A 12,905-nucleotide genomic window follows, 5' to 3' on the forward strand; every position below is an offset into this window, starting at 1 on the left:
GCGATGGGACCCAGCGTGATGATCACCGCCATGACCGACAGCGGCGGGTTCTTCATCTTCCTGGGCCTGGCCACGCTGTTCCTGATGTAGGCCCGCAGTGGCCGCGAAAAACCGCCTTCGGGCGGTTTTTGCGTTTTCGGGGGAGGTTTTTTTGCAGGCAGGAATCGGGGCTCTCGCTACATCCGTGTCGCATGTCCAGGAAGCACGGCTTTTCGTAGGATGGCGTTGAGCGAAGCGATACCCATCACCATGGTGCGATGGGTTTCGCAAGCTCAACCCATCCTACGAAGAGCACCTCGGCGCAAGCTTAAGGTTCAGGGAGGCACGGGCGTAGGAGCGGACCTTGTCCGCGATCGGATTCACCGGCCACGCCGGACGGGGCATGGGGCGCGGGAATGAAAAATGCCGTTTCCCCCATGGGAGAAACGGCATTTCCGTTTAAGCGAACAGCGCTTCGGTGCAGCTGGGCTCAGGCGTTGCTGGCCATTTCCGCATCGTGGGCGATCAGGGCGATCAGCGCATTCTGCTGGCGGTGGGTCAGCTGGCGGAAGCGCTGCAGCAGCTCACGCTCGTGCAGGCTCAGCTCGGGGCTGTCCAGGCGGATGCCGAGATTGTCCTGCAGGGCGCCCTCTTGCAGCAGGCTCTGCTCCAGGCGGGCGATGATTTCCGAGTTCATGCTGCGATGGTGATTGCGGGCGACCTCGGCGATACGCTCGCGCATGCCTTCGGGCAGACGGACGACGAACTTGTCGGCGGTGCGACTGGAGTAGCTTGGGGTTGCCTGTTTCAATGGGCGCATACATTAAACCTGTAAGTCAGGGAAACGGTGCCAGGGGGTCTGTGTTCGAGTCCCTATGACAGCGAAATCCGTTGGCCGTTCAGCGCAAGGGCAGTAATCAGGTGGCCGACCAATTACTTGACGTCAATTCTGCGACGTATTTTGCGTCGTATGAAGGCTAAATGCCAGCACCAATCGTCCGAAATGCGAGGCTATCTGCATATCTTTCTTTCGATGGGTGGCGCGGCCCATGGGCTCCATTCGCTCAGATTAGCTCAAGTCCCAGGTCCCGGCCGCCATTGCGCCATCATCCGACCACCCGCACGGGCAATGGTTCACGAGGGGCGCGGATGATGTCGCAACCTGGCTCGCCATGCAGCGCCGGGCCGGCCATTTTCCCGCTTCCGCGGCGCCGGCGGGCGGGTATCATACGCGGCGTCCGCGCCCCGGGAGGCGCGGTGCAGAGATGAGCATGAGCGGCAAGTTGATCTATCTGATGGGGCCTTCGGGCTCGGGCAAGGACAGCCTGCTCCAGGCCGCGGCGGCGCCGCTGGCCGAGCGGGGCGGGCAGGTCGTGCGGCGGGTGATCACCCGTTCCGCCGAGGCTCGCGGCGAGGACGCCGAAGCGGTGACCCCCGAGGCCTTCGAGCGCCTGGAGCGCGAGGGCGCCTTCGCCATGAGCTGGCGGGCCAATGGCCTGTGCTACGGCATCCCGCGGCAGATCGACCACTGGCTGGCCCAGGGGCGCGTCGTGCTGGTCAACGGCTCGCGCGGCTACCTGGAGGAAGCGCGGCGGCGCTATCCCGGCCTGCTCGCGGTGCTCCTGCAGGTCGCCCCCGAGGTGTTGCGCCAGCGCCTGGTCGCCCGCGGCCGGGAAACCCTGGCGGAGATCGAGGCGCGCCTGGCGCGCAATGCCGCCTTCGCCGAGGGCCTGGCGCCGCCGCTGCGGGTGCTGGACAACTCCGCCAGCCTGGAGACCAGCGTGCGCAGCTTGCTGGCCCTGCTGGAGGATGCCGGGCTCAGCGCAGCGGCAACGCCAGGCTGAGGCCGCTGTTCGTTCAGGCGGGCCTTCTCGGCAGGTGCGAAATCCGCGCCGCGGCATGACAAATGCGTCGACGCTGGTTAACATGCCCACCCGGTCCCGGCAGCCGCCGCGGGCCCAGGCGTGTCCCCATAGTTCAAGGGATAGAATAAGCCCCTCCTAAGGGCTAGATACTGGTTCGAATCCAGTTGGGGACGCCATCCTTCCCGCCGTTTCCTCATTGCCCCCGGTTTCTTGCCACTGCGCCTGGCGCCGATACCCGATAGTCGAATCCAGGCGTCTGGCGATGACGGAGAAGCGATGAGCCATTTCCCGGAGCGGTCCGAGCGATGCTGAGCGCCGAACTCAAGGCCTTCTATATGGTGGCCCGCCTGGGCAGCATCACCCAGGCGGCGAAGAAGCTCGGCCTCAGCCAGCCGACGGTGACCACGCAGATCCGCAGCCTGGAAGGCCAGTACGCCGTGGAGCTGTTCTACCGCGGCGGCCGCCGCCTGACCCTCACCGACGAAGGCGCGCGCCTGCTGCCCATGGTCCAGGCGCTGCTGCAGCAGGAGTCGGACATCGAGTTCTTCCTGCGCAACTGCGGACAGATGCAGGGCAGCCTGCGCATCGGCGCCACTTCGCCCTACTACGTGCTGGGGCTGATCAAGGCCTTCCGCGAGCGTTACCCGCAGATCGAGGTGTCGGTGGAGATCGGCAACTCGCAGCAGGTGCTGGAGGCCCTCTACGAATGCCGGGTGGACCTGGCGGCCTCGTCGCAGCCGGTGGAGGACGCGCGGCTGATCCACCTGGTGCTCGGCCGCGACCCGCTGGTGCTGGCGGTGCACCGCAGCCACCCGCTGGCGGCGCAGCGCTCGGTGGCCCTGGGCGAGCTGCGCAACCATTGCCTGCTGATGCGCGAGGCCGGTTCCACTACCCGCGAGCTGACCGAGAAGCTGCTGCGCGAGTCCGCGGTGACGCCGGCCTCGATGCTGGAGATCGGCAGCCGCGAGTCGATCCGCGAGGCGGTGATCCGCAACCTCGGGGTGAGCATCATTTCGCGCCAGGAAGTGCCGGATAACCCCGAACTGCGGGTACTGGAGCTGCAGGGCGCGCCGCTGATCGACGAATACCTGTTCTGCCTGAAGGAACGCCGCCAGGCGCGCCTGACCAGCGCCTTCCTGGCCCTGGCACGGGAAACCGCGCCCGCCGCGTAGCTGCAATTGCCTAGGGTTTTTCGTAGGTGCAGGAGAACCCCGGCGTAGGATGGGTTGAGCGAAGCGATACCCATCGCCGATGGCCGCATGGGTTTCGCAAGCTCAACCCATCCTACGAAAAGCATCTCGGCGCAGCCGGCAGCTCCTGCAAAAAGCCTTTCGCCATCGCAAATCTGCCTATACCTCTATCGGCGCAGTTGCACCCATCGCAACAGAGCCTTCGCATTCCTTCCCTAGCATGGCCTTCCATCGAGCCCCGCGGTCTGTCGCCGCGGGCCAGCTGCAAGAGGTTCCGCCATGCACGATTCCCTCTCCACCGGCACCCCGCTGCGGGTGCGCGACATGCACAAGCGCTTCGGCCGCTTCGCCGCCCTCGACGGCGTTTCGCTGGATATCGAGGGCGGCGAGCTGGTCTGCCTGCTCGGCCCCTCCGGCTGCGGCAAGACCACGCTGCTGCGCTGCATCGCCGGGCTGGAGCGCCAGGACGGCGGCGTCATCCACATCGGTGAGCGCGACGTCTCGCGCCTGCCGCCCCAGGCCCGCGACTACGGCATCCTGTTCCAGTCCTACGCGCTGTTCCCCAACCTCAGCGTCGAGCAGAACGTCGCCTACGGCCTGACCGGCGCCAGCCGCGAGGAAGCGCGCCAGCGCGTGGGCGAGATGCTCGAACTGGTCGGCCTGGCCGGCAGCGAGAAGAAGTACCCCGGCCAGCTCTCCGGCGGCCAGCAGCAGCGCGTGGCCATGGCCCGCGCGCTGGCCCCGGCGCCGTCGCTGCTGCTGCTCGACGAGCCCATGTCGGCGCTGGACGCCCGGGTGCGCGAGCACCTGTGCGGCGAGCTGCGCCAGCTGCAGAAGAGCCTGGGCATCACCACCCTGATGGTCACCCACAACCAGGACGAGGCCATGCTGATGGCCGACCGCATCGCCGTGATGAACCACGGCAAGGTCGAGCAGTACGGCAGCGCCCAGGACATCTACAGCGCCCCGGCCACGCCCTTCGTCGCCGAGTTCGTCGGCCAGGGCAACTGGCTGCCCTTCGAGCGCGGAGCCGACGGCCTGGCGCGGGTCGGCGGCCTGAGTCTGCGCCTGCATGGCGAGCGCGCCAACGCCACGCGCGGCCGGCTGTTCTGCCGCCCGGAGGCGATCGGCATCAACCCGGTGGTGCACCAGGAGAACCTGTTCCGCGCCCAGGTCCGCGAGATCACCTTCCTCGGCAACCGCTGCCGCATGAGCTTCGAACTGCACGAGCTGCCCGGCCACGCGCTGCTGGCCGAGCTGGCCCCGGAGCAGATGCCGCGCCTGGGCAGCGCGGACATCTGGGTCTCGCTGCCGCCGCAGAGCCTGCAGGTGTTCGCCTGAGATGGATGCCGCAGTGAAACTCGACCCGGCCCTGGCCGCTGGCAAGTTGCGCGGCGACCTCGGCGACCGCCTGTTCATCCTCGGCGGCAAGCTGTTGCTGCTCGCCCTGCTGGCCCTGGCCGTGCTGCTGCCGCTGCTGGCCATCTTCTGGCGCGGCTTCAGCGGCGCCGAAGGGCAGGGCGGTGGCCTGGCGGCCATGGCCGAGCTGCTGGCCAGCGCCAACTTCCACTGGCTGCTGGGCAATAGCCTGAAGGTCTCGCTGAGCGTGGCGGCCATCGTGGTGCCGCTGGCCTATGGCTTCGCCTACGCCCTGCAGCGCACGCTGATCCCGGCCAAGGGCCTGTGGCGCGGCATTTCCCTGCTGCCGCTGCTGGCGCCATCGATGCTGCCGGGCATCGCGCTGATCTACCTGTTCGGCAACCAGGGCCTGCTGCGCAGTTGGGTGCCGGACAACATCTACGGTTTCTGGGGCATCGTCCTGGGCGAGGCCATCTACACCTTCCCCCACGCGCTGATGATCCTCCTTTCGGCGCTGTCGCTGGCCGACGCGCGGCTGTTCGACGCCGCCTCCAGCATGGGCGCCAGCCCCTGGAAGGCGTTCCGCAGCATCACCTGGCCGGCCTCGCGGCAAGGTGTGTTCGCCGCCTTCTGCCTGGTGTTCACCCTGACCATCACCGACTTCGGCGTGCCCGTGGTGGTCGGCGGCGACTACCAGGTGCTGGCGCTGGAAGCCTACAAGGCAGTGGTCGGCCAGCAGCAGTTCGGCCGCGGCGCGCAGATCGGCATGCTCCTGCTGCTGCCGGCATTGTTGAGCTTCGCGGTGGACGCCTGGCTGCGCCGGCGCCAGGGCGACTCCATGAGCGGCCGCGCCCAGGTCTACCAGCCCAAGCCCTCGCGCCGCCGCGACGGCGCCTACCTGGCGCTGGTGCTGCTGGTCAGCGCGGTGATCCTCGGCGTGCTGGGCATGGCCGTGTATTCCTCGCTGGTGAAGTTCTGGCCGTACAACCTGTCGTTGTCGCTGCGCCACTACGCCTTCGAGGAAACCGCCGGCGGCGGCTGGCTGGCCTACCGCAACAGCCTGACCCTGGCCTGCTGCACCGCGCTGTTCGGCAGTGCGCTGATCTTCACCGGCGCCTACCTGATCGAGAAGACCCGCGAGCAGGCCTGGCTGAACCAGCTGCTGCGCATGTTCTGCTTCGTGCCCATGGCGGTGCCGGGCCTGGTCCTGGGCCTGGGCTACGTGTTCTTCTTCAACCTGCCGGGCAACCCGCTGCACGTGTTCTACGGCAGCATGACCCTGCTGGTGGTGTGCACCATCGCCCACTACCTGACCACCGCGCAGATGACCGCCACCACCGCGCTGCGCCAGCTCGACGGCGAGTTCGAGGCCGCCGCGCTGTCGCTGAAGATGCCGCTGTGGCGCCACTACCTGAAGGTGACCCTGCCGATCTGCCTGCCGGCGCTGCTGGACATCGTCCGCTACCTGTTCGTCTCGGCGATGACCACGGTGTCGGCGGCGATCTTCCTCTACAGCCCGGACAGCATCCTCGCCGCCGTCGCCGTGCTGAACATGGACGACGCCGGCAACGTCGGCGGCGCCGCCGCCATGTCCACCTTGATCCTGCTCACCTCGGCGGCCGCCTCGCTCGTCCTGGCCCTGGCCTCGCGCGGCCTGCTGCGCCGGTCCCAGGCCTGGCGCCGGAGCGGCCACTGATTCCCCTCGACCCACGTTGCACCTGACCGCCACCCCCGCGAACGCGGGGGCCCAATAAACAGAAGGAGCGCACCATGTTCAAACGCCTCGCCCTCGCCGCCGCCGTGCTCGCCGGTTTCAGCCTGCACGCCAGCGCCGCCACCGAACTGACCGTCTATACCGCCCTGGAGCCGGAGCAGCTGAAGGCCTACAAGGAAGCCTTCGAGAAGCAAAACCCGGACATCGAGATCAAGTGGGTGCGCGACTCCACCGGCATCGTCACCGCCAAGCTGCTGGCCGAGAAGGACCGCCCGCAGGCCGACGTGGTCTGGGGCCTGGCCGCCTCCAGCCTGGCCATCCTCGATGCGCAGAACATGCTGGAGAAGTACGCGCCCCAGGACCTGGCCGCCATCGGCAAGAACTATCGCGACCCGGCCAACCCGCCGGCCTGGGTGGGCATGGACGTGTGGGCCGCGACCATCTGCTTCAACAGCGTGGAAGCCGAGAAGCAGGGCCTGTCGAAGCCCATCAGCTGGCAGGACCTGACCAGGCCCGAGTACAAGGGCAAGATCGTCATGCCCAACCCGGCGTCCTCCGGCACCGGCTTCCTCGACGTCTCCGCCTGGCTGCAGACCTTCGGCGAGAAACAGGGCTGGGCCTACATGGACGCCCTGCACGAGAACATCGGCCAGTACGTCCACTCCGGCTCCAAGCCGTGCAAGCTGGCCGCCGCCGGCGAATTCCCGATCGGCATCTCCTTCGAGTACCCGGCCGTGCAGCTCAAGCGCCAGGGCGCGCCGCTGGACATAGTGCTGCCCAAGGAAGGCTTGGGCTGGGAAATCGAAGCCACCGGCATCGTCAAGGGCACCCAGCACCTGGATGCGGCGAAGAAACTCGCCGACTTCTCCGCAAGCCCCGCGGCCATGGAGCTGTACAAGGAGAACTTCGCCGTGCTCGCCCAGCCGGGCATCGCCAAGCCACAGACCGAACTGCCGGCGGACTATGAGCAGCGCCTGATCAAGAACGACTTCGCCTGGGCCTCGAAGAACCGCGACGCCATCCTGGCCGAATGGCGCAAGCGCTATGACGGCAAGTCGGAGAAGGTGGCGCAGCAGTAGGCGCGAAGCAGAGCAGAGCACCCTCTCCCTAGCCCTCGACTGCGCGCCCCGCCCTGAAGGGAGAGGGGCTGTTCGGCACGCGGGATCAGCTCTGGCGCATACCTGAAAGCCTCAGGAAAAACACCGCTATTGCCATCCTGCAGAGGAGGGTTCCCTCTCCCTTCAGGGAGAGGGCTAGGGAGAGGGGCTCTTCACGCACCCAAGGACCCCCCCCATGTCCCAACAAAACACCGACATCGCCATCATCGGCGCCGGCATCCTCGGCCTGTCCCACGCCTACGCCGCCGCCCGCCGCGGCCTGCGCGTGCGCGTCTTCGAACGCAGCGCCACGCCGCTCGGCGCCTCCATCCGCAACTTCGGCCAGGCCCTGGTCGGCGGCCAGCCGCCGGGCGTCATGCTCGACCTGGCCCGTGCCAGCCGCCCGCTGTGGGCCGAATGGGCCGAGCGCGCCGGCTTCGCCATCCGCCGCAACGGCTCGCTGCTGTTTGCCCGCAGCGAGGCCGAGGAAGACCTGCTGGAAGCCTTCTGCGCCGGCCGCGCCAGGGAGCACGGCTACCGCGCCGAACTGCTCCGCGGCAAGGCCCTGGATGCGCTCTACGACGGCGCTTTCAGCAAGCACCGCGCGGCCCTGCACAGCCTCGACGACCAGCAGCTGTATTCCCGCGAGGCGCTGCCGGCGTTGATCGACTGGCTGCGCCGCGAGCTGAAGGTGGAATTCCACTTCTCCACCCTGGTGCGCGACATCGAGCCGGGCCTGCTGCGCACCACTGCCGGCACCTTCCAGGCTGGGCAGATCCTGGTTTGCTCCGGCCACGACTACCAGACCCTGCTGGCCGAGCAACTGGCCGCGCTGAAGCCGCAGGTATGCCGCCTGCAGATGCTCCGCGCCCGCCCCGAGCGCGACCTGGGCCTGGGCCACGCGCTGCTGACCGGGCTGAGCTGCGTGCACTACGGCGCCTTCGCCGACCTGCCGCAGGCCCAGGCGATCCACGAGCAGATCCGCCGCGAGACGCCGGCGCTGGAGCACCACGGCATCCACCTGCTGATCAGCCCCACGCCCTACGGCGAGCTGATCATCGGCGATTCCCACGACTACGGCAGCGATGCCGCGCCCTTCAACGCCGAAGCGGTGGACCGCCTGATGCTCGACCTGGCCGAGGACACCCTGGGCATGCGCGTCGAGGTGGTCGAGCGCTGGCAGGGCGTGTACGGCGCGCGCGGCCCGGCGCCGTTCTCGGTGCTGCAGGTGGAGGTGGGTATCAGCGCGGTGCTGATGCACACCGGCGTCGGCATGAGCGTGGGGCCGGCGCTGGGCGAGCGGACCCTCGCCGGGCTGTTCGGCTGAAGCATTCGTCATCGTGCTGTCATCGTTCTGGCACCGGAACGTCATGCCGGCCTGCTAAGCAGGAAGGTCGCCGGCCCGGCCCAGGGCGATGCCACATTCAGCGAGCGCGCATGAACCAACGTTTCACCCAGGACCCCTGGGATTCCGACCTGTTCGGGTTGCTCTACGGCTTCCGCTTCCATCCCGGGCAGCGCGGCCAGGAACTGGATTCCAGCGCCGCGCTGCGCTGGCTGGAGGCGCCGGGGGAGGGCGAGGACTTCGTCTGGCTGCACCTGAACCTCGCCCACGCCGCCTGCGAGCGCTGGATGAAGAGCCATCTGGAGCTGCCCGAAACCTTCTTCGAGACCCTGCGCGAGGGCTCGCGCTCCACGCGCATCGAGCACGTCGATGCGGCGCTGCTGGCGGTGGTCAACGACGTGGTGTTCAACTTCGGCAGCGTCTCCTCGGACGTGGCCACCCTATGGGTCTGCGCGCGCCGGCGCCTGCTGGTGACCGCGCGCATGCAGCCGCTGCGCTCGGTGGACCGCCTGCGCTCCTCGGTCAAGCACGGCGAGTGCTTCCGCTCGCCGCTGGAGCTGCTGGTGCACCTGCTGCGCGACCAGGGCGACATCCTCACCCAGATCGTCCGCGAGACCACCGTGGGCGTGGACCGCATCGAGGACCGCCTGCTGTCGCAGAATCTCTCCGACAACCGCGCCGACCTGGGCGCCATGCGCCGCGTGCTGGTGCGCCTGCAGCGCCTGCTGGCGCTGGAGCCGGGCTCGCTGCTGCGGCTGCTCAACCGCCCGCCGGACTGGCTGCAGGAGGCCGACGTGCGCGACCTGCGCGAGGCCACCGAGGAATTCTCCCTGGTGATCAGCGACCTAACCTCCCTGGGCGAGCGCATCAAGCTGCTGCAGGAAGAGATCGCCGCACAGCTCAACGAACAGAGCAACCGCACCCTGTTCACCCTGACGGTGGTCACGGTGCTGGCGCTGCCGATCAACATAGTCGCCGGCTTCTTCGGCATGAACGTCGGCGGCATTCCCCTGGCGGAGAACCCCCACGGTTTCTGGCTGCTGGTGATGCTGGTGGCCAGCTTCACCCTGCTGGCCTGGCGCTGGGCCTTCCGCAAGCGCAACGACGCCTGAGCTGTCACGCGCCTGACACCGGCGCGGCCAGGGCGTGGTTGATGAGGAGGGCGAGGCGGCGTATAACCGCGAACGGTTATCCGCCCTACGCCAGGGATGTTCTCGGCCTCCCAGACATAAATTGTCACACTTGCCCGTCATGCTGGCGCGGTCATCCCCCGCAACCGGATTTTCCCGCATGACTAGCGAAACCCTGGCCAGGGACGGCGCCGCCGTTCTCGAAGGCCGTCCGCACCTGGACAGCAAGCCCGGCCGTCTCACCGCCCTGGCGTTCTATGCATTGCTGGCCGTCGGCCTGCTGTTCTCCGCCTGGAGCCTGGTCCATGACGTCGACGAGGTGGCCAGCGCGGTCACCACCTGGACGCCTTTCCTGCTGCTCGGCGTGGCCCTGCTGATCGCCCTGGGGTTCGAGTTCGTCAACGGCTTCCACGACACCGCCAACGCCGTGGCCACCGTCATCTATACCCATTCGCTGCCGCCGCACTTCGCGGTGGTCTGGTCCGGCTGCTTCAACTTCCTCGGCGTGCTGCTCTCCAGCGGCGCGGTGGCCTTCGGCATCATCGCCCTGCTGCCGGTGGAGCTGATCCTGCAGGTCGGCTCCTCGGCCGGCTTCGCCATGGTCTTCGCCCTGCTGATCGCCGCCATCCTGTGGAACCTCGGCACCTGGTGGCTGGGACTGCCGGCGTCGTCCTCGCACACTCTGATCGGCTCGATCATCGGCGTCGGCGTGGCCAATGCGCTGATGCATGGCCGCGACGGCACCAGCGGCGTGGACTGGGCGCAGGCGACCAAGGTCGGCTACTCGCTGCTGCTCTCGCCGCTGATCGGCTTCGCCTGCTCGGCCCTGCTGCTCCTGGCCCTGCGCCTGTTGGTGAAGAACCGCGCGCTGTACAAGGCGCCCAAGGCCAAGGCGCCGCCGCCGTGGTGGATTCGCGGGCTGCTGGTGCTGACCTGCACCGGGGTGTCCTTCGCCCACGGCTCCAACGATGGGCAGAAGGGCATGGGCCTGATCATGCTGATCCTGATCGGCACCGTGCCCATGGCCTACGCGCTGAACCGCGCCATCCCGGCCGACCAGACCACCGCCTTCGTGGTCCTCGCCGAGGCCACCCAGCAGGGCCTGCAACGCAGCGCCCAGGGCTCGGCGCCGGCCGACCCGCGCCCGGTGCTCTCGGAATACATCCGCACCCATGAAGTGAAGCCGGCCGTGGTGCCCTCGCTGGCCGCGCTGACCGGCAGCATCGGCGCCGAGGTGAAGAGCTACGGCAGCCTGGCCAAGGTGCCCGCCGAGGCCATGGCCAACGTGCGCAACGACATGTACCTGGCTTCCGAGACCATCCGCGTGATGGACAAGGACAAGGCCGGCGACTTCGACGCCGATACCCAGGCGCGGCTGATGGCCTTCAAGGGCAAGATCGACGACGCCACCCGCTTCATCCCGCTGTGGGTGAAGATCGCCGTGGCCATCGCCCTCGGCCTGGGCACCATGGTCGGCTGGAAGCGCATCGTGGTGACCGTCGGCGAGAAGATCGGCAAGAGCCACCTGACCTACGCCCAGGGCGCCTCGGCCGAGGTGGTGGCGATGCTCACCATAGGCGCGGCGGACATGTACGGCCTGCCGGTGTCCACCACCCACGTGCTGTCCTCCGGCGTGGCCGGGACCATGGCGGCCAACGGCTCGGGCCTGCAGATGCGCACCATCCGCAACCTGCTGATGGCCTGGGTGCTGACGCTGCCGGCGGCGATCGTGCTATCTGGCTCGCTGTACTGGCTGTTCACCAAGCTGTTCTGACGGATCGCCAGGTTCGCAGCGCCGCCCCTCGGGGCGGCGTTTTCGTTCATGGGCGCGGTGTGTGGCGTACCCGTAGGAGCGGGCCCTGCCCGCGATATCGCGCGCAGGGCGCGCTCCTACATGGGAATGCTGTGGGCGGGGCAGCCCCGTAGGATGGGTTGAGCGAAGCGATACCCATCGCCTCCACTGTTCGCGATGGAGTTGCGTCCCGCGAACGCGGGAAACCAGAGGTGGTTCGCGAGCAAGCTCGCTCCTACAGGATGGGGTCGCGCTCTTCGTAGGAGCGAGCTTGCTCGCGAACAAAAAACATCCCTTTTGCCTGCTTGAAATATCGAACGACCGGTGCGTATTTTGTACAGGTCGCACAGCCTGTGTGCGGCCGTATTACAAGGATAAGAAGTCATGACTAGCGAAGGACGCAGCCCGCTCGCCGAGCGCCTGGCTGGAGTCGAAGAGATCGAATGCGTCACCCCCGACCTCAACGGGGTGCCGCGCGGCAAGGTGATGACCGGCGAGGGCTTCCTTTCCGGGCGGCGCCTGCAACTGGCCCGCGGCGTGCTGCTGCAGTGCATCATGGGCGGCTACCCGCCGGCGCGCTTCTACGGCAGCGACGACGGCGACCTGGCCCTGGTCGCCGAGCCCACCCAGGTCCATCGCCTGCCCTGGAGCGACACTCCGCGCGCCCTGGCCATCTGCGACGCGGTGGAGCTGGACGGCCAGCCTTCCGGCCTGTCCAGCCGCGGCCTGCTCAAGCAGGTGGTGGCGCGCTACGCCGAACATGGATGGCAACCGGTAGTGGCCACCGAGCTGGAGTTCTTCGTCTTCGCCCCCAACCCGGACCCGCAGCAGCCGTTCCAGCCGCCGCTGGGCCTGGACGGCCGCCGCGAGATGGGCCATTCGGCGTTCAGCGTGTCGTCCAACAACGGCCTGCGTCCGTTCTTCGAGGACGTCTACCGCTGCATGGCCGCGGTGGGGCTGGAGCGCGACACCTTCATGCACGAGATGGGCACCAGCCAGTTCGAGATCAACTTCCTGCACGGCGACCCGGTGCTGCTGGCCGACCAGACCTTCCTGTTCAAGCACCTGCTCAAGGAAGTGGCGCTCAGGCACGGCCTGCTCGTCGTGTGCATGGCCAAGCCGCTGGCGCACACCCCGGGCAGCTCCATGCACATCCACCAGAGCGTGGTGGACGGCGAGGGCCGCAACATCTTCAGCGACGCCGAGGGCGAGGCCACGCCGGCCTTCCGGCATTTCATCGGCGGCCTGCAGGCCTGCCTGGCCGACTTCACCCTGCTGTTCGCGCCCAACGTCAACTCGTTCCAGCGCCTGTGCCACCCCTACGCCTCGCCGAATAACGCCTGCTGGTCCCACGACAACCGCGCCGCCGGCCTGCGCATCCCGGCCAGCCCGCCGGTGGCGCGGCGGGGGGGGAACCGCCCGGCGGGGGCCGGC

Annotated in this window: 11 protein-coding genes and 1 tRNA gene; 11 read left to right on the forward strand and 1 reads right to left on the reverse strand. The window is 68.1% G+C overall.

The window, feature by feature from the left end:
* Nucleotides 1–90 (forward strand): hypothetical protein (locus RN02_RS34230; RefSeq protein ID WP_236695173.1); only part of this gene is annotated, 90 nt, incomplete at its 5' end.
* A 379-nt stretch (nt 91–469) separates the two neighbouring features.
* Here RN02_RS34230 and amrZ read toward each other — a convergent pair.
* Nucleotides 470–799 (reverse strand): transcriptional regulator AmrZ, encoded by a 330-nt coding sequence (gene amrZ / locus RN02_RS10090; protein WP_009620783.1) that lies wholly within the window; start codon nt 797–799, stop codon nt 470–472.
* A gap of 451 nt (nt 800–1,250) precedes the next feature.
* Here amrZ and phnN point away from each other — a divergent pair, with 451 nt between their 5' ends.
* The 10 genes from phnN to RN02_RS10140 form a co-directional block, all read left to right on the forward strand.
* Nucleotides 1,251–1,823: a phosphonate metabolism protein/1,5-bisphosphokinase (PRPP-forming) PhnN gene (phnN, locus tag RN02_RS10095; protein WP_043314327.1), complete on the forward strand. Its 573-nt coding sequence runs from the start codon at nt 1,251–1,253 to the stop codon at nt 1,821–1,823.
* Nucleotides 1,824–1,945: 122 nt separating this feature from the next.
* A tRNA-Arg gene (locus tag RN02_RS10100) sits at nt 1,946–2,020 on the forward strand.
* A 129-nt stretch (nt 2,021–2,149) separates the two neighbouring features.
* Complete coding sequence (locus RN02_RS10105) at nt 2,150–3,016, forward strand: LysR substrate-binding domain-containing protein (RefSeq protein WP_009620785.1); 867 nt, start codon at nt 2,150–2,152, stop codon at nt 3,014–3,016.
* A gap of 297 nt (nt 3,017–3,313) precedes the next feature.
* A complete protein-coding gene (locus RN02_RS10110) occupies nt 3,314–4,375 on the forward strand; it encodes a putative 2-aminoethylphosphonate ABC transporter ATP-binding protein (RefSeq protein WP_043314316.1) in 1,062 nt (353 codons plus the stop codon).
* A gap of 1 nt (nt 4,376) precedes the next feature.
* A complete protein-coding gene (locus RN02_RS10115; protein WP_043314318.1) occupies nt 4,377–6,089 on the forward strand; it encodes a putative 2-aminoethylphosphonate ABC transporter permease subunit in 1,713 nt (570 codons plus the stop codon).
* Between the two features lie 74 nt (nt 6,090–6,163).
* Entirely contained in the window at nt 6,164–7,186 is a 1,023-nt protein-coding gene (locus RN02_RS10120) for a putative 2-aminoethylphosphonate ABC transporter substrate-binding protein (RefSeq protein ID WP_043314319.1), read from the forward strand.
* A 214-nt stretch (nt 7,187–7,400) separates the two neighbouring features.
* Entirely contained in the window at nt 7,401–8,531 is a 1,131-nt protein-coding gene (locus tag RN02_RS10125) for a TIGR03364 family FAD-dependent oxidoreductase (RefSeq protein ID WP_043314321.1), read from the forward strand.
* A 110-nt stretch (nt 8,532–8,641) separates the two neighbouring features.
* The gene (locus RN02_RS10130) at nt 8,642–9,661 is read left to right on the forward strand and encodes a transporter (RefSeq protein WP_043314322.1); all 1,020 of its coding nucleotides are present in this window, start codon (nt 8,642–8,644) and stop codon (nt 9,659–9,661) included.
* Between the two features lie 178 nt (nt 9,662–9,839).
* Nucleotides 9,840–11,453: an inorganic phosphate transporter gene (locus RN02_RS10135; RefSeq protein WP_043314323.1), complete on the forward strand. Its 1,614-nt coding sequence runs from the start codon at nt 9,840–9,842 to the stop codon at nt 11,451–11,453.
* Nucleotides 11,454–11,957: 504 nt separating this feature from the next.
* The coding region (locus RN02_RS10140) for a glutamine synthetase family protein (protein ID WP_161796240.1) at nt 11,958–12,905 on the forward strand (948 nt) is incomplete at its 3' end.

This window comes from Pseudomonas sp. PI1 (assembly GCF_000812405.1).
GTDB classification, from domain to species: Bacteria; Pseudomonadota; Gammaproteobacteria; order Pseudomonadales; family Pseudomonadaceae; genus Pseudomonas; species Pseudomonas citronellolis.